The sequence below is a fragment of the Pseudomonas protegens genome, from assembly GCF_013407925.2.
Taxonomy (GTDB): domain Bacteria; phylum Pseudomonadota; class Gammaproteobacteria; order Pseudomonadales; family Pseudomonadaceae; genus Aquipseudomonas; species Aquipseudomonas fluorescens_AP.
In genome coordinates this window covers 4,581,997-4,605,588 of record NZ_CP060201.1, presented here as the reverse complement: position 1 = coordinate 4,605,588, position 23,592 = coordinate 4,581,997, and the positions used below count along the sequence as shown (strand labels likewise).

At 60.8% G+C, this 23,592-nt stretch carries 24 protein-coding genes; 18 read left to right on the top strand and 6 right to left on the bottom strand.

Going from position 1 to position 23,592, the window contains the following annotated elements; translation table 11 throughout:
* Positions 1-74: 74 nt before the first annotated feature.
* Positions 75-995: a LysR substrate-binding domain-containing protein gene (locus GGI48_RS21400; RefSeq protein WP_042941776.1), complete on the bottom strand. Its 921-nt coding sequence runs from the start codon at positions 993-995 to the stop codon at positions 75-77.
* A gap of 225 nt (positions 996-1,220) precedes the next feature.
* On the opposite strand from GGI48_RS21400, the gene GGI48_RS21395 reads away from it, so the two are divergent.
* The 9 genes from GGI48_RS21395 to GGI48_RS21355 all read left to right on the top strand — a co-directional run bounded on the left by GGI48_RS21395 (position 1,221) and on the right by GGI48_RS21355 (position 9,948).
* The gene (locus GGI48_RS21395; protein ID WP_179599938.1) at positions 1,221-2,015 is read left to right on the top strand and encodes an ABC transporter ATP-binding protein; all 795 of its coding nucleotides are present in this window, start codon (positions 1,221-1,223) and stop codon (positions 2,013-2,015) included.
* 49 nt (positions 2,016-2,064) lie between these two features.
* Positions 2,065-2,838: a transporter substrate-binding domain-containing protein gene (locus GGI48_RS21390; protein WP_016966680.1), complete on the top strand. Its 774-nt coding sequence runs from the start codon at positions 2,065-2,067 to the stop codon at positions 2,836-2,838.
* A 51-nt stretch (positions 2,839-2,889) separates the two neighbouring features.
* The gene (locus GGI48_RS21385; RefSeq protein ID WP_047305985.1) at positions 2,890-3,603 is read left to right on the top strand and encodes an ABC transporter permease; all 714 of its coding nucleotides are present in this window, start codon (positions 2,890-2,892) and stop codon (positions 3,601-3,603) included.
* 9 nt (positions 3,604-3,612) lie between these two features.
* Positions 3,613-4,317 carry an ABC transporter permease gene (locus tag GGI48_RS21380; RefSeq protein ID WP_016966679.1) on the top strand — a complete coding sequence of 235 codons (705 nt, stop codon included), beginning with the start codon at positions 3,613-3,615 and terminating at the stop codon, positions 4,315-4,317.
* 43 nt (positions 4,318-4,360) lie between these two features.
* Positions 4,361-5,542, top strand: a complete 1,182-nt coding sequence (locus tag GGI48_RS21375; RefSeq protein WP_179599936.1) for a pyridoxal phosphate-dependent aminotransferase — start codon at positions 4,361-4,363, stop codon at positions 5,540-5,542.
* 217 nt (positions 5,543-5,759) lie between these two features.
* Positions 5,760-7,508 carry an amidohydrolase gene (locus GGI48_RS21370; RefSeq protein WP_179599935.1) on the top strand — a complete coding sequence of 583 codons (1,749 nt, stop codon included), beginning with the start codon at positions 5,760-5,762 and terminating at the stop codon, positions 7,506-7,508.
* Positions 7,505-8,431 carry a CobW family GTP-binding protein gene (locus tag GGI48_RS21365; RefSeq protein ID WP_179599933.1) on the top strand — a complete coding sequence of 309 codons (927 nt, stop codon included), beginning with the start codon at positions 7,505-7,507 and terminating at the stop codon, positions 8,429-8,431. Before GGI48_RS21370 ends, GGI48_RS21365 begins: the two co-directional genes overlap by 4 nt.
* 127 nt (positions 8,432-8,558) lie before the next feature.
* Positions 8,559-9,056 (top strand): DUF6622 family protein, encoded by a 498-nt coding sequence (locus GGI48_RS21360; RefSeq protein WP_179599931.1) that lies wholly within the window; start codon positions 8,559-8,561, stop codon positions 9,054-9,056.
* A gap of 190 nt (positions 9,057-9,246) precedes the next feature.
* The gene (locus GGI48_RS21355; RefSeq protein WP_047305989.1) at positions 9,247-9,948 is read left to right on the top strand and encodes a hypothetical protein; all 702 of its coding nucleotides are present in this window, start codon (positions 9,247-9,249) and stop codon (positions 9,946-9,948) included.
* Positions 9,949-10,044: 96 nt separating this feature from the next.
* Here GGI48_RS21355 and glyA read toward each other — a convergent pair whose 3' ends face one another.
* Entirely contained in the window at positions 10,045-11,400 is a 1,356-nt protein-coding gene (gene glyA / locus GGI48_RS21350; protein WP_179599930.1) for a serine hydroxymethyltransferase, read from the bottom strand.
* A 472-nt stretch (positions 11,401-11,872) separates the two neighbouring features.
* Here glyA and GGI48_RS21345 point away from each other — a divergent pair, with 472 nt between their 5' ends.
* Together GGI48_RS21345 and GGI48_RS21340 are read left to right on the top strand one after the other, a co-directional pair.
* Positions 11,873-12,475: a helix-turn-helix transcriptional regulator gene (locus tag GGI48_RS21345; RefSeq protein ID WP_047305991.1), complete on the top strand. Its 603-nt coding sequence runs from the start codon at positions 11,873-11,875 to the stop codon at positions 12,473-12,475.
* On the top strand, positions 12,462-13,343 hold the full coding sequence (locus GGI48_RS21340; RefSeq protein ID WP_047305992.1) for a queuosine precursor transporter: 882 nt from the start codon (positions 12,462-12,464) through the stop codon (positions 13,341-13,343). The genes GGI48_RS21345 and GGI48_RS21340 overlap by 14 nt, the downstream gene beginning before the upstream one ends.
* 98 nt (positions 13,344-13,441) lie before the next feature.
* On the opposite strand, the gene GGI48_RS21335 is transcribed toward GGI48_RS21340, so the two are convergent.
* Positions 13,442-13,996 carry a cytochrome b gene (locus tag GGI48_RS21335; RefSeq protein WP_047305993.1) on the bottom strand — a complete coding sequence of 185 codons (555 nt, stop codon included), beginning with the start codon at positions 13,994-13,996 and terminating at the stop codon, positions 13,442-13,444.
* 283 nt (positions 13,997-14,279) lie between these two features.
* On the opposite strand from GGI48_RS21335, the gene tssI reads away from it, so the two are divergent.
* The 7 genes from tssI (at position 14,280) to GGI48_RS21300 (ending at position 21,597) form a co-directional block, all read left to right on the top strand.
* Positions 14,280-16,364, top strand: coding sequence for a type VI secretion system tip protein VgrG (gene tssI, locus GGI48_RS21330; protein WP_047305994.1), 2,085 nt, complete (start codon positions 14,280-14,282; stop codon positions 16,362-16,364).
* Entirely contained in the window at positions 16,361-16,939 is a 579-nt protein-coding gene (locus tag GGI48_RS21325) for a DUF4123 domain-containing protein (protein ID WP_047305995.1), read from the top strand. The genes tssI and GGI48_RS21325 overlap by 4 nt, the downstream gene beginning before the upstream one ends.
* Positions 16,939-17,781 carry a hypothetical protein gene (locus tag GGI48_RS21320; protein ID WP_179599928.1) on the top strand — a complete coding sequence of 281 codons (843 nt, stop codon included), beginning with the start codon at positions 16,939-16,941 and terminating at the stop codon, positions 17,779-17,781. The genes GGI48_RS21325 and GGI48_RS21320 overlap by 1 nt, the downstream gene beginning before the upstream one ends.
* On the top strand, positions 17,774-19,693 hold the full coding sequence (locus GGI48_RS21315) for a hypothetical protein (RefSeq protein ID WP_179599926.1): 1,920 nt from the start codon (positions 17,774-17,776) through the stop codon (positions 19,691-19,693). Before GGI48_RS21320 ends, GGI48_RS21315 begins: the two co-directional genes overlap by 8 nt.
* Before the next feature lie 6 nt (positions 19,694-19,699).
* Positions 19,700-20,614 carry a hypothetical protein gene (locus GGI48_RS31205; RefSeq protein ID WP_260620496.1) on the top strand — a complete coding sequence of 305 codons (915 nt, stop codon included), beginning with the start codon at positions 19,700-19,702 and terminating at the stop codon, positions 20,612-20,614.
* A gap of 97 nt (positions 20,615-20,711) precedes the next feature.
* On the top strand, positions 20,712-20,927 hold the full coding sequence (locus GGI48_RS21305) for a PAAR domain-containing protein (RefSeq protein ID WP_233172535.1): 216 nt from the start codon (positions 20,712-20,714) through the stop codon (positions 20,925-20,927).
* A 397-nt stretch (positions 20,928-21,324) separates the two neighbouring features.
* Positions 21,325-21,597 (top strand): hypothetical protein, encoded by a 273-nt coding sequence (locus GGI48_RS21300; RefSeq protein WP_103740492.1) that lies wholly within the window; start codon positions 21,325-21,327, stop codon positions 21,595-21,597.
* Between the two features lie 140 nt (positions 21,598-21,737).
* Here the strand turns inward: GGI48_RS21300 and cyoE are convergent, their stop codons facing one another.
* Genes cyoE through GGI48_RS21285 form a run of 3 tightly spaced genes read right to left on the bottom strand, consistent with a single transcriptional unit; the run spans position 21,738 to position 23,592 of the window.
* Complete coding sequence (gene cyoE, locus GGI48_RS21295; RefSeq protein WP_016964602.1) at positions 21,738-22,625, bottom strand: heme o synthase; 888 nt, start codon at positions 22,623-22,625, stop codon at positions 21,738-21,740.
* Positions 22,626-22,635: 10 nt separating this feature from the next.
* Complete coding sequence (cyoD, locus tag GGI48_RS21290) at positions 22,636-22,965, bottom strand: cytochrome o ubiquinol oxidase subunit IV (RefSeq protein WP_016964601.1); 330 nt, start codon at positions 22,963-22,965, stop codon at positions 22,636-22,638.
* Positions 22,966-23,592 (bottom strand): cytochrome o ubiquinol oxidase subunit III, encoded by a 627-nt coding sequence (locus GGI48_RS21285; RefSeq protein ID WP_011063285.1) that lies wholly within the window; start codon positions 23,590-23,592, stop codon positions 22,966-22,968. It abuts the gene before it with no gap.

The following is a 23,592-nucleotide window of genomic DNA, read 5'->3' as shown; positions in this document are numbered from 1 at the left end:
GATGTCGAGGGACATTAGTCGCTGCACCCGCGGGGCAACAATCGAAAAAAATCGCCGCGATTGCTCAATAAAATTCACGCTTTGCCATTGCGCCGGGGTTCCGGGTGCAGGCGGGTGATGCCCTGCAACTGCGACTTGACCCACTCGCTGAAGGCCAGCACCACCGGGCGCTCGGCCTTGAGCAGATCAGCCACCAGGTAGTAGCCGCGGTTGGATTCGATCTCGGTATCAAAGGGCTGCACCAACTGCCCCCTGGCCAGTGCCTCGCCGCTGATCAGGTTGTCGCCCATGGCAATGCCCTGGCCGGCAATACAGGCCGACTGCACGAAATGCGCGTCGGCGAACACGATGCCCCGACGCACATCGACATTCGGCGCCCCGGCCGCCGCCAGCCAGACCCGCCAGTCGGAGTAGTCGATCATGTGCAGGAGCAAGGCATGGTCCAGGCTGTCGAGCGTTTTCAGACCGCCCATGGCATTGACCAGGCTCGGGCTGCACACCGGGAAATAGCGCAGGGAGACAATCTTCTGCACATGCTGGTTGGGCCAGTCGCCCATGCCGTAGGCGACAAACAGATCGACGCTGCTGTCGCTGGTGTCGCCTGGCGTGCGCGGTGAAACCAGCTGCAACTCGACCTGGGGATACAGCGCCTGGAACTCGGCGATATGGGTGCACAGCCAATAGGTGGCGAACCCCGGCGGGCTGCTGATGCACAGCCGCCCGCTGACCTGCTGGCCGTCGGAGCGCTGGCCGGCCTCGAGGATATTGGCCAGCAGCAGGTGAATGTCCCGGGCATAGCGCTCGCCCTGGTAGGTGATGCGAATGCTGCGGCCCTGGCGCTCGGTCAGGGCAAAACCCAGGGTCTGCTCCAGGCTCTTGATCTGGTGACTGATGGCGCTGGGGGTCAGGTTCAGCTCATTGGCGGCTTCGGCGACACTGCCCAGGCGGGCCACCGCGTCCAGCGCGCGCAGGGCGGTCATGGAGGGATAACGCATACCGATCAGGCCTCGACTGCAAAAAAACGAGTGCCAGCACCATAACGGCAATCGCGGCCCGGCAATAGCCTTGTCCGTCGCTGAAAAAATCCCCGACTGCTGAAAAAAATTACCGCATCGGGCTAAAAATGCTCGATTGACCCCAGGCCATCGATGGCTAATTCTCCAGCCCTACCCTGTGCCGGGTACTGCCCGGCCATCGCACAATAACAAGAGGGTCGACCCTTGCAATCGCAGCCCAACTCCATCAATCCCGTGGTGGCGATCGATGATCTGCACAAGAGCTACGCCGATCACCACGTGCTCAAGGGCATTGCCCTGCGCGCCAATGAAGGTGAAGTGGTGTCGCTGATCGGCTCCAGCGGCTCGGGCAAAAGCACCCTGCTGCGCTGCATCAACCTGTTGGAAATTCCCTGCAGCGGCAGCTTGCGCATCAATGGCGAGGAAGTGCGTCTGAAGACCGATCGCGCCGGCAACCCGCAGGTCGCCGACCCGGCCCAGGTGGCGCGCCTGCGCACGCAATTGAGCATGGTGTTCCAGAGCTTCAACCTGTGGCCCCATCGCAGCGTGCTGGAAAACGTCATCGAGGCGCCGGTGTATGTCCTCGGTGAAGACCGCAAAGACGCCATCGCCCACGCCGAGCACCTGCTGGAAAAGGTCGGCCTGGCCAACAAGCGCGACGCCTTCCCGTCCTTTCTCTCCGGCGGCCAGCAACAACGGGTGGCCATCGCCCGGGCCCTGGCCATGCGCCCCCAGGTGCTGTTGATGGACGAACCGACCTCGGCCCTGGACCCGGAACTGGTGGGCGAAGTGCTCAAGGTCATCCAGGGCATCGCCGAGGAAGGCCGCACCATGATCCTGGTGACCCACGAAATGGCCTTCGCCCGCGATGTGTCGAGCAAGGTGATGTTCCTCCACCAGGGGCTGGTGGAAGAGGAAGGCCCACCGCAGCAAGTGTTCCTCAACCCGGTCAGCGAACGCTGCCGGCAATTCGTCATGGCCCAGGAAAACCGCGTCTGACGTCCCGCTTCAATCCTTGAAAACAACAACTTCGATAAAGGGTAAAGCCATGAAAAACCTGCTCAAGGTGCTCGCCACCGGTTGCCTGTTCAGTGCATTGGCCAGCCACGCCGTGGCCGCCGACAAGATCGTCTTCGGCATCGCCCTGGAACCCTACCCGCCGTTCTCGATGAAAAGCGGCAACGGCGACTGGAGCGGCTTCGAACCGGAGCTGATCAAGGCCCTGTGCGAGCGCATGCAGGCCCAGTGCCCGCTCAAGGAAGTGGCCTGGGACGGGCTGATTCCGGCCCTGCAATCGAGCCAGATCGACGCCATCCTCAACTCCCTGAGCATCACCGAGGAACGGGAGAAGGTCATCGATTTCTCCGCGCCCTACTACCAGACCCCAGCCATGTGGGTCGCCGACCAGAGCCTGGAACTGGTCACCACGCCCGAGGGCCTCAAGGGCAAGCTGATCGGCGTGCAGGGCTCGACCTCTAACGCCACCTTCGCCAAGACCTACTACGGCAAGACCTCGACCCTGCGCTACTACACCACTCAGGACGACATGATCGCCGACCTGCAGAGCGGGCGAATCGACGTGATGCTGGCCGACGCGCTGACCATCGAGCCGATCCTCAAGACCGCCACCGGTGCTGGCCTCGCGGACAAGGGCCTGGCGCCGAAAGACCCGCTGTTCGGTTCCGGTATCGGCGTCGGCCTGCGCAAAGGTGACAGCGCCCTGCAGCAGCGGATCAACAGCGCCCTGGCCTCGCTCAAGGCCGATGGCACCTACGACAAGATCCGCAGCCGCTACTTCAGCGTCGACATCTCTGCCAACTAAGCCGTCCGGCGCGCCCGTTTGCGCGGGCCGCCGGCGTTGACTGGATACGTCATGATTTCTCTGTCCGACCTTTCCCAACTGTTCGTCGCCGACGGCTGGCTCGGTGCCCTGGCCCAGGGCGCGCTGGTGTCCCTGCAGATTTCCGCCGGGGCCTTCGTCCTCGGCCTGGGCATCGGCCTGCTGGTGGCGATGATCAAGCTCAAGGGCCCGCGCTGGCTGGTGAAACTGGCCAACGTCTACACCACCTTGTACCGGGCCATGCCCGAGCTGCTGCTGATCCTGCTGCTGTACTACGCCGGCACCGACCTGTTGAACATGGCCATGGCGGCCATGGACCGGCCGAGTGTCACGGTCAACGGCTTTATCGCGGCGGTACTGGTGCTGGGGATTGTCCAGGGCGCCTATTCGGCGGAGATCATCCGTGGCGCGATCCAGGCCATCCCCCACGGCCAGATCGAAGCGGCACGGGCCTACGGCATCGAGCGCTGGCTGCTGGTGCGGCGCATCCTGCTGCCGAGCATGCTGCCCTACGCCATGGCCGGGCTGTCGAACCTGTGGCTGGTGCTGGTCAAGGACAGCGCGCTGATCAGTATCGTCGGCTACAGCGAACTGCTTTCGGTAGGCAAACAGGCGGCCGGTTCCACCAAGCATTACCTGGTGTTCTACCTGGCGGTCGCGGCCTTCTATTTCGTCATCACCCTGGTGTCCGGCAGCCTGTTCCGTGTGCTCGAACGTCGCACCAACCGCTGGCTGCCCCAGCACTAGGAGGCTCGGATGGACTTTTCCTGGATCAACGGTTTTTCCGCCGAGCTGCTGCGCGGCCTGGGCATCACCCTCAAGCTCCTGCTGCTGAGCGGGGTCTGCGGCTTTGCCCTGGCGGTGGTGGTGGGCCTGGGCCGGGTGTCGCGCAACCCACTGCTGCGCGCGCCCATGCAGTTCTACATCAGTGTGTTTCGCGGCACGCCGCTGCTGGTGCAGATCTACATCCTCTATTACGGGGTCGGCAGCCTGTTCGCCGCCTACCCGCCGATCCGCGGCAGCTTTCTCTGGCCCTACCTGCGCGAAGGCTTCTGGTACGTGGCCCTGGCCCTGACCCTGAGCGTCGGCGCCTATGTCGGTGAAGTGCTGCGCGGCGGCCTGCGGGCCGTGCCCCGCGGCGAACTGGAAGCCGCCCGCGCCTATGGCATGGGCTACTGGCTGACCTTGCGCCGGGTCTGGCTGCCCCGGGCCCTGGAGCTGGTGCGCCCGACCCTGGTGGGGGAATGCGTGCTGCTGCTCAAGGCCACCGCATTGGCGTCCACCGTGGCGGTCACCGACCTGCTGGGCGCGGCCAACCTGGTGCGGGCCCAGACCCTGAAGGTCTACGAACCGCTGCTGGCGGTGGCGCTGATCTACATCGTCCTGGCCTTTGTCATCGAACACCTGTGCGCACGCCTGGGCAACGCCTCGCAGCATCAGCGGCCCCAGCGTCAGGCCTGAACCCATTTATTGCGCGGGCAACCACGCCCGTGAGGAGAACAGCATGCGTTACTCACCTTTCGTTCAGCGCATCAGCGGCGAATCCGTCAGCGCCTGGGACATCCACTACGCGGCCATCGAGGCCCGCGGGCGTGGCGAGGATGTGATCGTCCTCAGCGTCGGTGATCCGGACTTCGCCACCGACGAACGCATCAGCGCCGCCGCCAGCGCCGCCCTGGAGCAAGGCGACACCCACTACACCCACGTCCTCGGCCGCCCGGCCCTGCGTGAGGCGATTGCCGCCAAGCAGCGGCGCCTGCTGGGCATCGACGTCAGCGCCGACAACGTGGCCCTGGTGGCCGGTGCGCAGAACGGCCTGTTCGCCACCTGCCTGTGCCTGTTCGGCAGTGGCGACGAAGTGCTGGTGCCCGAGCCCATGTACCTGACCTACGAGGCCTGCGTGCATGCCTCCGGTGCGCAGATCGCCTGCGTCCAGCAGCCGGCGGCCAACGGCTTTCGCCTGACCGCCGCCGCGCTGGAAGCCGCGCTCACCGACAAGACCCGGGGCATCGCCCTGGCTACCCCGTGCAACCCCACCGGCAACGTCTACAGCCGCGAGGAGCTGGAAGCGGTGGCCGAAGTGGCGCGCAAGCACGACCTATGGGTGATCTCCGATGAGGTCTACGGGCAACTGACCTATGACCGCGAACACCTGAGCATCGCCTCAATGCCAGGCATGGCCGAACGCACGGTGATCCTCAACAGCCTGTCGAAAACCCACGCCATGACTGGCTGGCGCGTGGGCTGGGTAATCGCCCCGCCCGCCCTGGTCGGGCACCTGGACAACCTGCTGCTGTGCATGCTCTACGGCCTGCCCGGGTTTATCCAGGAAGCCGCGCTCAAGGCCCTGGAGCTGGATGAAGAAGTGATCGGCAGTGCCCGCGAAGTCTATCGCCGGCGCCGCGACCTGGTGGTGGCCGGACTCAAGCCAGTGCAACTGCTCGATTGCCGCGAGCCGGAAGCCGGGATGTTCATGCTGGTGGACGTGCGTCGTACCGGGCTGTCGAGCATGGATTTCGCCTGGCAGCTGTTCCGTGCCACCGGCGTCTCGGTGCTCGACGCCCAAGCCTTTGGCGCCAGCGCCGAGGGCTTTGTGCGGATCTCCTTCACCGTCGCCGACGAGGTGCTCAAGGACGCCTGCCAGCGCATCGCCGGCTTTGTCGAAACCATGGGTGCACAACGCTAAACAACAGCCCGATTGTGGTGAGGGAGCTTGCTCCCGTTCGGCTGCGAAGCAGTCGTAAAGGCCTGGCCATCGCGGTCGCGGCCATTGGGGTGGCTACGCCACCCAGCGGGAGCAAGCTCCCTCGCCACAGTAGCCCGCACAACAAGAATGCAACTGAGCTTGTCGCCCACTTTTCTGCCCACCTTTGAAGGGCTCCCCTGCTTGAGAGGTTGACCCCGTGACCGCTTCCGACCAATTCAACTCCACCCATAGCGCCGTCGATCAATACGCCGAACTGGTGCTGCACAACGGCCGGATGTACACCCTCGACCCGGCCCAGCCCTGGGCCGACGCCGTGGCCATCCGCCAGGGCAAGCTGATCGCGGTGGGCAGCCTCGCCTCCCTGGCCTCGCTGATCGGGCCCAACACCCGCCAACACGATCTGGACGGGGCCTTCTGCATGCCCGGCCTGCACGACATGCACACCCACCCGGACCTGGCCCTGGCGCCGCGCTACGCCGACGACCTGGACGTGGGCATCGAGGACCCGACTCCCGAGCAACTGGCGGCGGCGATTCATGCCTACGCCGACAGTCACCCCGGCGACGGCTGGATCTACGGCCAGTACTGGGTGCGCTACACCTTCCGCGAAGCCGGCCTGACGCCGGGCCGCGAGTGGCTCGACAGCGTCATGCCGGACCGTCCGGTAGCCCTGCTGGACCGCATGTGGGGCACCATGATGGTCAACTCCAAAGCCCTGGAACTGGCCGGTATCGACCGCCACACCAGCGATCCGCGCAACGGCTATCTGGAGCGCGATGAACTGACCGGCGAGCCCAACGGCCTGCTGATCGACGGTGCCTACGCCCTGATCCACGCCGCCATGCCGCCGACTCCGGTGTCGGTGCTGCGCCGTGCCTATCGCGATGGCGTGCACTTCCAGACCTCTCGCGGGGTCACCGCCACCAAGTACGTGCACGTCTGCGAGAACCGCCTGCAAGCCCTCAAGGAACTGGACGATGCCGGTGAGCTGACCCTGCGGGTGGAGGCGGCCATCAGTTGGCAGGACGATATCTTCCCGGTGCGTCGGCGCTGGGAGCTGCTCAGCGGCGAGCGGCATTTCTATCGCAGCGCGCGCCTGAATGCCAACGCGGTGAAGTTCCACTTCGACGGCACCGTGGAGCCCAAGTCGTCCTACCTGCTGACCCCCTGGCCGGAAGAGTCGAGCTGGCGCGGCAAGCTCAACCTGACCCCGGAACACATCACCGACATGGTGGTGGACATGGACAAGCGCGGTCTGCGGGTGATCGCCCACTGCACCGGCGACGGCGCCTCCGACGTGTTCCTCGACGCCGTGGCCGAAGCCCGGCGGCGCAACGGCAACAGTGGCATCCGCCACCAATGCGCCCACAGCACCCTGCTGCACCCGGGCAACCTCAAGCGCTTCCAGAGCCTGGACGTGATTGCCGAGTTCTCCCCGGCGGCCTGGTACCCGACGCCCTTCGCCAGTGGCGCGCGCTCCGGCTATGGCCAGGAACGCCTCAAGCGCATCTATGACTTCAAGGGCGTGCTGGCGGCCGGTGGCATCGCGGTGTTCGGCACCGACTGGCCGGTGGCCTCGATCGACCCGTGGCTGGCCCTGGAAACCATGGTCACCCGGCAGAACCCGTGGAACCAGGAACCCGACACCTTCGGCGACCCCATCAGCCTGGAACAGGCCCTGCAAGTGGCGACCCTCAACGGCGCCCACGCCATGGGCCTGGAACACCTGACCGGCAGCCTGGAGGCCGGCAAGTCGGCGGACCTGATCGTCCTCGACCGCGACCTGTTTGCCCAGGGCGCGCGCAACTACATCCACCACACCCAGGTACAACTGACCTTCGTCGAAGGGCAACTGGTCTACGACCGCCAGGGCACCTTCAGCGACACGCCAATGCAAGCGGTGTGGGAAGGCCTGCCGCCGGTGATCGAGGGCAAGGAACAATGAACAGCACCCCGAGCATTCCGGTCACCGTGGTTGCAGGCTTTCTTGGCGCCGGCAAGACCACCCTGCTCAACCGCATGGTGCAGCGCGCCGACAGCGGCCGACTGGCGGTGATCGTCAACGACTTCGGCGAACTGAACATCGATGCGGCGATCATTGCCGAGGTTACCGACGCGGTGTACAGCCTGCAGAACGGCTGCATCTGCTGCACCGTGCAGGAGGACCTGCTGGCGCAACTGGTGAGCCTGTCCAAGCTGCGCCCGGCCCTGGAGCGGATCGTCATCGAGTGCAGCGGCGTCTCCGATCCGCAGCGCATCGTGCAGACCATCGGCTACCCGCAACTGCGCAACCGCCTGCACCTGGACGCGGTGATCACCCTGGTGGACGCCAGCGGCTACCAGGACCTGGAAGGGGAAATGGCCCGGCTATCCCGGGCCCAGGTGGCCTGCGCCGACTGGGTGCTGCTGAACAAGGCCGACCTGGTGAGCGCCGAGCAGTTGCAGAGCATTCGCGCCAGCCTCGGCCATCGTGCCCCGGTGTTCGACACGGTGCAGGCCGAACTGCCCCCCGAGCTGCTGCTGGCGCCGCCGGTGCGCTCCACCGAAGTGCTGTTCAAGGCCCTGCCCCAGGCCCACGACGAACTGTTCGAAAGCTGGGTGTGGAAAAGCTCGCGACCGCTGCAGCCCAAGGCCCTGCGCGACTGGCTGGCGCGCCTGCCCGCCGACCTGCTGCGCCTCAAGGGCCTGGTGCGCCTGGAGGGCAATGAACAACCCTACTGGTTGCAGCATGTGGGCAACCGCAGTCAGTTCACCCTGGCCGCCGACCAGCCCACCGAGCATGCCGCGCAATTGGTGTTCATCGCCCGTCGGGGCAGCGATCTGCGCCAGGAACTGGAGGCTGGGGTCAGCGATACGCAGGTGCGCTGAGCTTGGAGCAGCAAGTTTTCAGCCGCAAGCGGCTGCGGTGAGCTGTGCAGAGGGTTGAGGCTTCACGTGGGCGGGTACAAAGCGCACCATGGATCGCTCATTTTCCGCTGAAGCAAGGACGCTACAGATGCTCGATATCCTTCAAGGCACCCCCATGTGGGTGTATGCGGTCTTCGCCCTGATCGGCTACTACGGCCTGCGCGCCCTCGCCACCACTCGCGAGAGCCGCCGTTCGCTGCTGCTGACACCGGCGATCCTGCTGGTCTGGTCGCTGTGTTCGGTGAACCTTGGTGAGCATCCATTGCTGGCGCTGGGCGCCTGGGCCAGCGGCGCGACACTCGGCAGCCTGCTAGCGATGCTGTTGTTCTCCAGCGCCGGCGTGCTACTGGAGTCCGGCGGCGAGGCGATCCTGGTGCCCGGCACCGTGAAGATCCTCGCCATCTCGCTGCTGTTCTTCGCGGTGAAATACTGGATCGGCTATCAAACCGCCGTGCACCCCGAACAGGCCGCCAGCGTGCAGATGCTCGCTATCAGTGGCGCCGCCGCAGGCTTTACCGTTGGTCTGTTCTGCGGGCGAGCACTCAAGCTGTACCGCAACTTCCGGCAACCGCGGCTCAACGCCTGAAAGCCGCGCGGCCATGCCCTTCGAGCACTGGGGAATCTTCGCTGTGCAAACCGGTCTGTAGGGACCGTCCTGTTGGGCGGGTCGCTTGGTCCGTGACATTAGGGGCCGGGTCCAATAGATTAGGCGCCCCCGAAAATGCCCCCCGGGCCTTTCGCGCCTCAAACCTGTTAAACCAAGTAGTGGATGTTCAATGCCTGATTCCAACACCGAAGAATCCGTGATCGCCCTGTCCAACAAGGCCGAATACGAAAACGCCATTCATCTTTCCCAGCACGTGTCCCAGGCCAAGACCATCAGCGAGATGGTGCTCGACGCCTTCCACAGCTCGAAAGAAAGTGACCAGATTCGCGAACTGCGTGCTGCGATTCGCCAGGCCCACGACCGCTTTGACGACGACACCGCCTATGAACTCATGGGCCAGCTCAAGCAACTCAAAGACGCCGAGGCCGCCGACCTGGCCGCCCTGGAAGACCTGAGCAAGAAATTCCCCATCAGCCGGATTCTCTCCAGCTACAAGGACGACCCGGACTTCCAGGAACTGGTCTACGGCCTGGCCCTGAAAGTGCTGAACCAGACGCACCAGGCCATCAGCAACCCCAGCGGTGGCAAGAGCAAGGCGCGGCCGAAGAAGGAAATGGAAGTGTTCGCCATCAGCAAGGACGGCATCAGCGTCACCCTGCCGATGCGCCCGCGCTCCAAGGCCAACGTCGACCGTGAAGCCTTCGAATTCCTCGGTTTCAGCTTTGTCGGCGAAGGCGATGAGGCGGAACTGGAAAGCGAAATGTTCCTCGACAAGAACGGCAACGAGCAGCAAGCGACCCGCAAGAACATCATCACCGCGATCCAGCAACAGACCGCATTCGAAGGCTACAGCGCGCAACAACAGCTGTAACCCGGCCCTGTAGGAGCGAGCTTGCTCGCGAAGCCTCCCCCAGCCGCCAAGAAAAAGCCCCGTACTTCACAGCGAAGTCGGGGCTTGGCCTGCTCCTCAGCTATCCCGGTAATCCGCAATCGGATACCTCAAGCACAAAGCCTCCACCTCCAGACGGAACTGCTCCTGCAGCACGGGATCCAGCTGGTACCTCTGCTCGCCAAGGGGCGTCACTTTGTCCAGTATCCGGCACACCAGATCGACGACCTGGCGACAGCCTTGGGGATCGAGGCCACGCTGGGCGACGGAGCCGCTGCCGATGCACAGCCCATTGCCGACAAAGGACGAGCGGGTTTCCCCCCGAGCGCGCAGTTTGTTGACGATGATGCCGCAGGCTTCCAGCGCCGACTCGGCGATGGCCCCGGTGATGCCGCCCCGCAACCGCAACAGAATCGAATGGTTCTCCGTGCCCCCGCCCACGACCTCGTAGTCCCGAGCCATGAACGCGCTGGCCATTTCATCCGCCGCGTCGCGAACCCGCCCCATGTAGGCATCGAACTGGGGAGACATGGCATGCCCCAGGGCGGCCGCCTTGGCGGCGATCATGTTCACCATGGGCGCTCCCTGCATGCCCGGGAAAACCGCCTGATCGAGGATGCGGCGCAAGGTCGAGCGCAGCCCGGGCACCTTGGTGTCGGCGTCCCGTCCGGAAAGAATCAGCCCTGAACGAGGCCCTCCGAGTTGCCTGTGGGTGCAGGTGATGGTCACGTGCGCCGCGTCGATCGGGCTCGGGTGGCGCCCGGTGGCCACCAGCCCGGCGATGTGCGAAATGTCCGCCAGCAGCAGCGCCCCGGCTTCATCGGCGATGGCCCGCAAACGCTGGAAATCCAGAACTCGTGAGTAGGCCGTCGCACCACAGAGGATGATCCGCGGACGATGGGCCAACGCCAGTTGCCGTACTTCTTGGTAATCGATGTTGCCCAGGGACGTGGTGCCGTAGCGGATGGCCTTGTAATGGGCCTCCGTGAAAGCCAGCGCACTGCCGTGAGTCAGCTGCCCACCGTGGTCGAGGGCCATGCCGAGAATCGTATCCCCGGGCTCGGCCAGGGCCGTGAGCACCTGGTAAACGGCACTGGAGGCCGAATGCGATTGCACACTGGCGTATTGCGCACCGAACAGTGTTTGGGCCCGCCGAATCGCCAGCGACTCGACCCGGTCGGCGTTCCCGCACCCGGGGTGATGACGCCGGCCAAGGGTGCCTTCCAGAGTGACGTTGACCAGGGCCGAGGCCGAAGCGGCCAAGGTCCGCGGGCCGGCGGCACAGGAGGATGAAACCAACGACAGCGTGTGATGTTGACGCGTGACTTCCGCATCGAGGATGTTTGCCAGCTCGGCATCTTCGGTTCGCAGATCGGCCAAACCGCGTCGCAGCAGGTCGGCCTGGGTCCTGAGTGGTTCAGTGTCAGCTGCCATTGTTCTGTGTCCCTTCCTTGAGTGTTGCGCGCCACGAACGACAGCACGCTTCCTGGATATCACGTTCGTTTGCCTGCATCGGGCTTATCCAAGCCTCGGCGTCAGACTCTATAAGGCGCAACAAAATTAATCAAAGAATTAAACATTTTCCAAATTAAATGATGCTTTTCTTATCAAGGAAGGGCAGCCTCGGCCATGCATTACCGAGAACCTTCACTGTCGGGCGCCATGACGCCAAGCCTACGGGACTGTATTGTCATGGTCGGCGCATGCGACAATTTTTCCTCAGTGACGCTGATCCAGCACCTGTCGGAGAACTTGATCACTTAGTAAATCGACAGCGAAATGTCCCGGGATGGAGGCGGCAATCTGGCCTATCTCGCCTCGGCGTCGGGTGACTGGATGCCTGATACGGCTCTGTCACTGTTGAAGATTCAATGGGTTACGGCCAAAAGGAAGTGGTGAGTATCAGATGCACAAGAGAGAAAGAACCGAGCATTTAAAAAGCAACATCAAGTACCTGATCAAAAGCCGTGGTGAGACACAACTGTCTTTGTGCAATGCCAGTGGCCTGACCAGAACGACCATCTACAACATTCTGGAAGGCAAGGTCACCAACGTACAGCAGTCCACCATTCGAAAAATCTCCGACTTTTTCGGCGTCTCCTACGAAGAAATAGAGACTGTCGACTTTGAAGAAAAGGAGATCATCGAGAGCAGCATTTCCCCTCAAGGCAACATGAACCCTGCGGCCGTTCCGATCATCAAGGAGAGCCTGCTGATCGCCAACATGGACAAACGAATTGGAGAGTTGGCGATACTCTATCCGCTGACTTACTACTTCGGTGCTTCCCACAACTTGATAGCGGTGCTGTTGGAGAGCGAGATCGATGGCATGAATGAACCCGGCGATCTATTGATCGTACAAAAGGGCTCATCGAGTGACGACAAAGAGAAACTGGTTTACGACAAACTGACAGGCAAGCTGCTTATCTTGAATGATGTTTGTTCCGACTCAGATCGCATGATTCTAGTGGGCGATATCATTGAGGAGCGGTTCAATGACGGCCCATGAAAGCGAAATCGAAAATAGCAAATACAAACTTCTGGGTTTCGAGAACAATAAAAAACTTGCCGTGATCATGATCATCGCCACGGGCAAGGTCATCAGAATCAAGCTAAGAGAGGTATTGAACAGTGAAATAATGGACAACCTGAACAAAACGGAAATCAAGAATCTGTATCGAAAGCTCTATTCACAGGGAGACACGCTGACCGCATACGACCTGAATGATCGCCATGAGAATTCATGGATGATCTATATCATCCTGAACTTACTGCTCGTGACATTCTATATATTCACCAGTATTGCAGCGACAAAACCCATTTATCTGGAGTCGCTGGACATCATCATTACTCCTGGCACTTTCCTTTACTCCATAACTTTTTTGATCGTCGACTTGCTAAACGAGAACTTTGGACTACGACTGGCCAGAAGAGCCATTTTCTTTGCATTCGCTAGCACATCCACGGTTTTCATCCTGCTCTATGGTTCTACCTTCCTACCAGGAATGCCCGGTTGGAAGCTTGAAACACCCTACAACGATGTGATCATTCAAGTGTCATCCGTGCTGGTAGCATCCTCTGTTTCATTTCTCGTTTCTGAAAACATAAACTCATACTTGCTATGCAAGATAAAAGAGCTGACAAACTCCAGATTTCTGTTCCTGCGAATATTCTTGAGCACCTTCTTCGCGGTCATAATCGACAGCTTTCTGTTTTGCTATATCGCCTTCTATGGATTGATGAAGAACAGCGACATTCTGAACATGATCTTCTTTCAGATTGCGATTAAAGTTTTTTTTGCGCTCTTCAATATCTTGCCAGCTTATGGCGCAAGATCACTGTTCAAGAGATACATGAGCAGCAACCAGACAAAATGATCTGGCACTGAAGATCGTCCAGAATCCCCCCAAGACGCTCTAAATAAAAAACCCCGCCCTTCTCTCGAAGACGGGGTTTTCTCTGCTCGGACGATCACTCAAGCCGAGGTCGTGCGACCGGCCATGCGCCGCAGGATATGCCCCTGGCCTTTGACGCAATGCAGGATCACCGCCGCCACATGACCGGCGATCAGTACCAGCAAGGTCCAGCCCAGCAGGCTATGGAAGCTGTTGCCCAGGTCGGTCATCCACTGGATCTTCGGCCCTTCGAAGCCGCTCATCACCGGCAGCCCGAAGGCGGAAAACGCTCGCCCGGAGCCGTACTGGCGCAGCAGCCCGAGAAACGGAATGGCGAACATCCCGACATACAGCAGCCCATGCCCCAGACGCGCGGCCAGGTTCAGGCTCGGCGGCCGACGATGGCGGTTCAACAGGCTCCAGATAAGCCGCACCAGCAACAGCCCCATCAATAGCAGCCCGACTTGCTTGTGGGTCGGCCAGAGGAACTTGTCCAGTGCCGAATCCTCCAGCAGGTAATGGGCGGCGGTCGAGCAATAGATCCAGGCAAAGGCCAGCGCCATGGCCCAGTGCAACCCACGACTGACCGCGCCGTAGCGCAGCTTGGAGTCGTTCATTTCAATACGGCTTTGCATGACATCCACTCAGGCTAAATCAACGAACCGGCAATTTTACCCGGCCAAGGGATCGTACTGGGCCGAAAAACTTTAAGGAATGTGTGACTCCACATTTGGTGGGGCGATTGCTCCACACGAGGCTTCGTCATCGAAAACGTCAACATCAAGCCAGAAATTTCAAATAATTTTCCAGACCAGTCCCATATAAACCTCGTTGCACCCTTTGCTAGGTTGAGCGCCACTTTGCACCCGGGCCAGGTACGGCGCGGGTCTGGCCTCTCTCACGCTTAAGGATGAGCCTATGTTCGCGCCGGCCGACACTGCGCATTTCGTGCTGTCCATCCCAGCCGTTCGCCACGACTTCAAGGTGCTGGCCTTCAAGGGTCGCGAAGCCATCAGCGAGCTCTATGCCATCCACATCGAACTGGTTTCGGACAACCCCCGTGTCGATCTGGAGAGCCTGCTCAACCAGCCGGCGTTCCTGCAGTTCGGTCTCAAGGGCGAAGGCATCCATGGCCTGATCGACGACATCGAAATCGGCGACAGCGGCAAGCGCATGACCCGCTATCAACTGATCCTGCGCCCTCACCTGTACCAGTTGCAGCACCGCCACAACCAGCGGGTCTACCAGAACCTGACGGTGCCGCAGATCATTGCCAAGGTGCTCAAGGAGCACGGCATACTCGCCGACCAATACCGCTTCAACATCGCCCCCAAGCCTTCAGTACCCAGGGTGTATTGCGTGCAATACGGGGAGACGGATTTCCAGTTTCTGCAACGCCTGTGCTTTGAAGACGGCATTCACTGGCACCACGAACACAGCCTCGACCAGCACCTGCTGGTGTTTTCCGACAACCAGACCGACTACCCGATCCTGCCCACCGCGCGCTATCAGCAAGACAGCGGCCTGGCCGCCGAAGACCCGGTGGTCAGCCATTTCGCGGTGCGTTTCAGCACCCGCACCAGCCAGGTGGTGCGTCGCGACTACAACCTGAAAAAACCCGATCCGCGCAGCGCCTCAAGCGGCGCTCCACTCGATCCGGTGCCCAGCACCTTGCATACCGGGGCACGCAGCGAAGCCATCCCGGTGCTGGAAGACTATCGCTACCCCGGCCGCTACAGCACCGGCGCGGTGGGCAAGCAGTTGAGCCAGATCGCCCTCGAAGGTCACCGCGCCGACTACCAGTTGGCCAAGGGACAAAGTGATCTGTCGAACTTGCGCTGCGGCCATCTGGTCTCCCTCAGCGAACACCCACGCAGCGAATACAACCAGATGTGGCTGCTGGTGAGCGTTGAACATGAGGGTCGCCAACCGCAGGTGCTGGAGGAGTCGGTCACCAGCGACGAGCGCCACGGCGGCTTCACCCAGGGCTACCGCAACCGCTTCAGCGCCATCCCCAGCGAAACATTCTTCCGCCCCCAAGAGCCGACCCCCAAGCCGCGACTGAGCAGCCAGACCGCGCTGGTGACCGGTCCTGCGGGCGAAGAAATCTGGTGTGACGAATTCTCGCGGATAAAGATTCAGTTTCATTGGGACCGCGAAGGCGAACGCAACGACTTCTCCAGTTGCTGGGTGAGGGTCGCCACCAGCTGGGCCGGTGAAGGCTTTGGCCACGTGGTGATCCCGCGGATCGGCATGGAAGTGCTGGTGAGCTTTATCGGTGGTGATCCCGAGCAGCCCCTGGTGACCGGCTGCGTACCGAATCAGCACACTCCCGTGCCCTATCCGCTGCCAGCGAACAAAACGCGCAGCGTGTTCAAAAGCAACAGTAGTCCAGGCGGAGGCGGCTACAACGAGTTGCGCATCGAAGACCGCAAAGGCCAGGAAGAGATCTACGTTCACGCACAGAAAGACCAGACCATCCATGTCAATAACGACGAGACAGTCTCTATTGGCAATGACCAGACTATTGGTGTGGTGCGTGATCGCATCACTTCCATCGGTCAAGACGAAACCAATACGGTCAGCCGTAATCGCAAGGAGCACATCCGTCAGGATGTGTTCGTCACCATCGATCGCAACGAAGTCCGCAAGATCGGAAACACCCTCAATGAAGACATCACCGCCAGCCATTGGGTGACTGTCGGTGAAAACGAAAAAATCGTGATCGAGGGCGTGCAGTCCATCGAAGCCAGGACGGCCCTGCGCACCTTGACCCGGGAATATCAACTGCAAGGTACCGAGCGCATTCTGATTCGTGGGCCGGCAGGAAAGATCGTGCTCGATGCCAGCGGTATCACCCTGGAGGCGCCCAACATCCGGCTCAAGGGCAACGTGAGCATCGTCGCCCCCGCCGGTGACCAGGTCCAAGCCATTGAGGCCGCGATCAACCAAGGTTCTGCGTTGATCGAAGAGTGCCCCTTCGCCAGGGGGGACAAAGCATGAGTGCCTATCAACACCTCGATGACCTTGGCCTGCTCAGGCCTGCAAACAGCCCATCCGCTTTCGTTCTGGTCGAAGCATCGGCCGAGCGCAATCTGCTCGCCCGCCTGGAGTTCCATGGCGTCGCCCACCGTTCACTGTGGCGTCTGGAATCGCTCAGTGGCCTGGAGCAACATGCGCCGTACCTGTGCCAGGTCGAGCGGGGCAGCGATTTTGATGACTGGCTGGGCGAACACTACGACAGGCTGGCCTTGACCTGGCTGTTCAGCCGACGGCCTTTCCCGGAGCTCTGGCAACACCTGCGACGCTTCAGCAAGTTCGAAGATCAGGGCCGTTTCTTTTTCCTGCGCCTGGGCCATCCGGACGCGCTGCACACCTACGTGGCCTCGCTCTCTCACGCCCCAGAACCCCTGGCACGACTGTTTGCCGAGGGCGGCATTGAAGCACTGTATTTTCATGGGCCACACAGCGGCTTGTCGCGGCGGGTGCAACCCCTGTTCGAACAGCAAGGCGACAGCGCTGCCACATTCGATGGTTGTCTGGTCTGGCATGAAGTGACGGCGAAGGGGGAAAGCTGATGCCCCTGAACACCTTGAACCTAAGCGCGATGGAGCGCATCAAGCGCGAACAGGCGAACCGCAGGCTGACGTGCTATTTGTGCGAGACCCTGGCAGCCGTCATACCCCGCATCCCCAGCAAGCCGGACTGCATACAAGGTTTGGTCAACCAGGCTGGCGTTGATGCCACAGCCGCCGGCTACGATCAGGGTAAGCCGTACAGCAGCCACATCACCTTGAGTGTCCTGCTGGGGCTGCACTGGGAACGTGATCCGACCTACGCACAGGTTGCTCTCATCCTCGAAGACCCAGGCATGGAACAGGACGTGCGCCTGGACATGGCGGTCAATACCGCGATCAAGCTGCGTCGGCAGCTTGAGTCCGTGCAGTGCTCGATGCATGAGGTGACCCTCGACATCCTGTCCATTCCCAGCGAAAAACTCGGTCACGACGCTATCTGGTCGGCGTTTCAGCGACTAGCGGCCTTGCGCGGCGTGCTAAAGGCAGCGGAGGTTCTGCAACTGTTCATGCTGTACGAAGCCGATGCCTGCGAGTTTCTCGGATTGGCTCCCATCAAGCGCAAGGTGCTTACCACCTATGAGTACCGGATCTACCAGGAGATGGGGCTGCCCGTGCCGCTGCCTACCGAGGACCTGCATGGCGTGGCGCGTACCAGCCTGGTGCTGTTGACCCACCACCTGTTATTAGCGGCGAGCTTCGGTCGCTTCTACCACCTCAATCCGCTGCTGCAAACCCTGCATCGCGCACTCGAGGAAGTCACCAACCTGCCTGCCCGAAGCCATGCCTTGGCGACCTTCCTGCGCCAGCACCAGAACGTTCTGATGGAGGCCGACCATGGCTGAGAACCCCGTCAACGCCAGCTACGAAAAACTCGCCCAGGACGCGATGGATAACCAGGCACCGCGCCCCAGGATCGTGTGCGCAGCTTGCACCGAACTGGGGGTTCCATTCGCCCTCAACGGCCCATCGGGACCCCGAGATGCGGACCTGCTGTTGGGCATTCCGTCCCACGAGAAGGCGGCCACCAGCGACTGGTTTACCCACAACCCGTGGATTAAGGACAAGGTTCAGAACTTCCGGGATGCCTACTTGTTGCAGGTCATCGACAGCCTGGGAGCGACCCGTGGCGATGCCTATCTGGCCGAGCTCTATGCCTTTGTCGCAGCCAAGGGTTACGAGTTCGTCTGCCTGGACGACGAGATGGACACCGAGGACTACGTCACCCCGCACTTCTGGGCGCAAGTCCTCGGCATCCGTCCAACGCCGCCGAACATCGCTTGCGGCAATGGCAACTTCGTCTTCCATGATCGGCGGATCTATTTCTGGACCTTTACCAGCGCCCGCTACGCCGACGACCGTGCCATCGGTGCCTATGGCGAACGCTCTGTGCTGCCCAGTTTCAACTGGACTATCAGCGGTCAGTACGACCCGGCCAAAGCGGCAGAGGATCTGGCCCGGCACCTGCAGCGAGCCAAGGACATCGACAAGACCTGGATGAAGGTCTTCGCCGTTACCGAGATCGTCTTTGGCGTCCTGGCCTTGATTCCGGTGGTGGGTATCGCGACCCGCGGTCTGTTCGGAGGCTACAAGGCCATTCGCTACACCATCGCCGCCATCGACACGGCGCTGGCCTTGAATGCCATCGGCAGCGGCAGCACCAAGCTCATTACCGGCGAAGACATCGACGTTGGGGAAAAGCTCTTCGCCAGCCTGGGACAGCTTGCCGACCCCAAGGACGGCGCAGAGCGCGGGCGCCAGGTGTTCATGTTCATCAACCTGGTCATGTTGACCCCCGCCGCCTTTGGCGGGGCGCGTTGGATCTTGCGCAAGATACGCCGCGACGCTCCGGCCTCGGCCGCACTCGATGTCCAGGTCCTGAACGAGGAGCAACGCAAGCGCCTGGGCGGCCACACCTCGGCCGAGCCCCTGGCCATCGAACTGCGCGGCAGCAAACGCGAAGGCGGCTACAGCGCCAGGAACAGCGATCACCAGACGGGCGGCGGCGACTGGTTCGACCGCCCCTCGCTGGACACCAACAGCAGCCAGATTGGCTACAGCTCCCCCATGGGCAAAGCCAACTACGCGGTCATGTCCAACACCTTGCGCAACCGACTCACCATGTTGATCGTGCAGCACTGCGGCAGCCTCAAGGTGGTTGGCAGAATTGGCAAGATCGTCGGTGATGCCGGCGAAGAAGCCTTTGCCGCGGCCCTGATCGAAAAATGGGGCGTGCAGCCCAAACGCATTCTTGGCTACAGCGACAACGCCCAAGTCCCCAACCGCTTCGGCCTATCCAATAAGAGCGGCCATGGACTCGACATGCTGGTGTGGGTCCCGCCACCGCCCTCGATCACCGTACGCGTACCCACGAATGCCGAGCGGCATTTGATTGATGGGGTCAAAGGTACGGCGCCGACCAAGACCTTGACGTTCACCGAGAATACGCTGCTGGTGATTGAAACCAAGGCGACTTTGGGTGGGGTGAAGACGCCGGGGTTTAATAAGACGCAGAAGGGAGGGGGGGCGCAAAAAATGAAGGAAATGATGAAGAAAATTCGGTTAACCCGAGAAGGATGGACACCCGAAAAAATGGTCGAAGTTGATCCAAATGTGGACAAAAAAATGAAAGCCATCAGGGACGCAGAGCGCAACGGCAAGATTGAGTACCTTCATGCACAAATATTTTTCGACTCGCAGGGAGGCTTGAACAGGCTCGTTGATAATGGCTCAGGCATACAACTTAATACGTGGTGAAAAACAATGACAAAAAACGCGATGAACAGGCTGGAAAAGAGCCTGCGCAAAACGAAGGAGTGGGCATCAGGGCGTTCTTTTCCGACAACTGACTTTGAGGAATACCTTAAAGGCCAGGGGGATATTGGAGCTGCCGTTGACGGCATCTTCGGACTCTTTGCCTTGGGAATGCAGAAAATAAAACAAAGCCTGTTAGCTGCCGGGACAGGACAATGGAGCCTAGCTAACCAGCATATGGCCCATGGTTTTGCACGCATGTTGTATGCTGAAACAATCGATATAAAAAGATTGAAAGGTACTAATCGTGAGTCTGCTGGCGATCTAGATGGTGCTGCTCATCTGATGCTAGGTGCTATTGCGACGGGCCGCCACGAACTCGTTAAACCCTATCATGAGGTGTTGTTTGCTGGCATTGAAGAAGGTTATGGCATCCGCAATGGTCACAACTTACCCCTCAGTTCCAATCTGCGTTACGCAGCCTTCGGCCTGAGCATCATCGGCGACTGGCTGGCCCCCCCCCTCGACCTGGAGAAGCACGCCTTGCCCCGTGACTTGGCCTGGGGACAATTGGTTGCCAACTGGCGCAATCCCGATCCCGAAGTGCTGCTACCTGCGCTACTGCTGGCTTGCGATACTCATGTGGAGCGCATCGCTCTGACCGAGCGTGAGGATGACAGCGGAAAGTTTGAATTCGGTTCGGTTTTCCTGGCTGTTCATCCCACTGAAATCCTCGCTGTCTTGCGTCTGCGTGATTTGCTTGGCCTGCCTAACCCCAAAGAAATCGATCACCCCTTGATGAAGACGCCTTACGCCGCGATCACTTGCCTGCCGGGGGCCGTCACTGAGCGCGACGAGTTGCTGGAGCAGTTTCTAGCTGTTGTACGTCAGCGTGATCCGCAGGTTTTGCCGGCGGGGTTGTGAGCGATGGGTACACGACAACACCTTCAATGAAAAGGAGGCAAACATGTCCGGACGAGGCGCAATCCGCTTGGGCGACAATCACTCAGGCGGGGGAGCCATGATTGAGGCCAGCGGCTTTCCGGTGAATGGCATTGCCCAATGCCTGCTCGGCGATAAAGCCCTTTGCCCGACCCACCTGGGTACTTATGCCCTGGTGTCCGGTGGTGACGGTAGCGCGATCCATAATGGCCGCCCGATGGCATTTGAACCCGCGACGCTCGCCTGTGGCTGCAGCGTCACGTCCTCTTGTACAGCCCAATATGCGAAGGCCTGAGGGAGCCCACCCATTGATGAGAAATACAGTCGATGCCCGCTGCGAAAACGTGGCTCAAGACAAGGTATCGCACTCAGTTCCACGGACGTCCTGCTTTTACATTTCGGAAAAACACGGCTCTTGCGGTGACGAACTGGCATCCATAAAGTGACGCCCGTCGCTGCCAATTCAGCGACCTGACTTGGCCGTCAGCATTCCCGTAACGCACAGGCGCTCACCAAACGAAAGGCAAGCGCTTTTTTTGCGCCTGCGCGTTTGTGTTATGGCGACTGTGCGTGGGACACCTTCGGGTGTGCCGGGATGTTTCGGGCCCGGTCGGCCAACCCGCGTACAGTTGCCACCCTCCTTTGCTTGGCCGCGAACGGTGGTAACTCCCGAAACGATGGAGTGTTACCCAATGGATTACCAAGCTTTCACCTCCTCCAACACCACCAACCACGCCGTTGCCTTTATCAACCCTCAAGCGCCCTTGCTTGATCTGCTGACCTACGCCGGCTTGCGCATCCGCGCTGCCCGCGACCTGCTGGACAGTGTCTCCGGCATGACCCGCCGCAACGCCGACGACCTCGATCTGATGCGTTTCTCCAGTGTGGCCACCTTGTTGTTGCAGGACGGATGCGACGTGTTGCACGTAGCAGAACAACAAGCAATGGACTTACCTGAGCCTTAACGCCGGTGGCCTTGCGACAGTGGCGATGAAAAGTGCGGCAGCGTAAACCTTAATCGTCACCCAGAATGAGTTACTCGTTCACGTATGTAAAAAGCCCCGCGCTCCTTACGAAGGCGGGGCTTTTCTGTGGCCTGGACAGCTTAGTGTGCGTAGGTCAGCAATAGCTCGGTCGGGGCCTTGAAGTCCACCGACATCATCACGCTCAGCGCGGTGATGGTGAAGATCGAGAACACGAACAGCTTGCGCGCCCACACGGTGTCATCCACCGCCTTGTAGCCGGTCCAGGCCATGTACAGCCAGTACATGCCCATCGCCGCCGCTACCGCCAGGTAGCTCATGCCGGCGTAACCGCTGAAGGTCAGCATCAGGGTCGCCACCAGGAACGCCAGGATGTAGAGCAGGATGTGCTTCTTGGCCACGCGAATCCCGCGTTTTACCGGCAGCACCGGAATCGATGCGGCCAGGTAATCGTTGAAGCGGAAGATTGCGATGGCGTAGGAGTGCGGCATCTGCCACAGGCTGAACATCACCAGCAGGGTCAGCGCGGCCATGTCGAAGGTGTTGCTCACGGCCACATAACCGATCACCGGCGGCATGGCCCCGGACAGACTGCCCACCAGCGTGCCGTGAACCGACTTGCGCTTGAGGTACAGGCTGTACAGGCCGACGTAGATGACAAAGCCGATTACCGCGAACAACGCGGCCAACGGGTTGGCCACGTAGTACAGCAGGGCGACGCCGGCGATCCCGAGGAGGGAGGCATAAACCAGGGCCGCTTCCAGGGAGATCAGGCCCTGGACCAGCACGCGGTTCTTGGTGCGCTCCATCTTCAGGTCGATGTCACGGTCGATGCAGTTGTTGAACACGCAACCGGACGCTACCACCAGCGAGGTGCCGATCATGGCGGCCAGGAAAATGGCCAGATCGACATGCCCTTTCGAGGCCAGGAAAAACCCGCCTGCCACAGAAAGCACGTTACCGAAAATGATCCCCGGTTTGGTGATTTGGATAAAGTGCTTGAGCGACATCGGGTTTACCTCACTTGGCCATCATGACGGTGTGGATGCTGAACATGATCCACAACGACAGACCAACCAGCAGAACAATGACCAGCGCCGCGAAGATAAACGCGATGACGTTGTTACGCTGCGCCGCGGAACGGTCCAGATGGAGGAAGTACACCAGGTGAACGATCACCTGGATGACCGCGAACGCCAGGACGATCCACAGGGTCACGTCTTTAGGCAGCGACGGGTACATCACCAGGCCGAACGGGATCAGTGTCAGGATGACCGACAGGATGAAGCCGATGGCGTAGGACTTGACGCTGCCGTGACCGGCTTCGTCGTGGGAGTGTGTGTTGGCCATTTACATAGTCCCCATCAGGTAAACAACGGTGAATACGCAGATCCACACCACGTCCAGGAAGTGCCAGAACAGGCTCAGGCAGCTCAGACGGGTCTTGTTGGTCGCCGTCAGGCCGTTTTTCTGCACCTGGTACATCATGATCGCCATCCAGATCAGACCGCTGGTCACGTGCAGACCGTGGGTGCCGACCAGGGTGAAGAACCCGGACAGGAAGCCGGAACGGCTAGGGCCGTAGCCTTCGGAAATCAGCAGGTGGAACTCGTTGATCTCCATGCCGATGAAGCCCAGGCCGAACAGGAAGGTCATGGCCAGCCAGCCCAGTACCTGCTTCTTGTTGCCCCGGAAGAACGCCAGCATGGCGAAGCCGTAGGTGATCGAACTGAACAGCAGCAGAGCGGTTTCGCCCAGTACATAAGGCAGTTCGAAGATGTCGTGGCCCGACGGGCCACCCGCTACGTTGTTAACCAGTACCGCGTATACCGCGAAGATCGACGCAAACAGAATGCAGTCGGTCATCAGGTAGAGCCAGAAACCGAATACGGTCATCTCGCCCGAGTCGTGGTGATGGTCATCGTGCCCATGGTCATCGACATGGGCGTGTCCAGCATTGGTCACTAAGTTCGACAT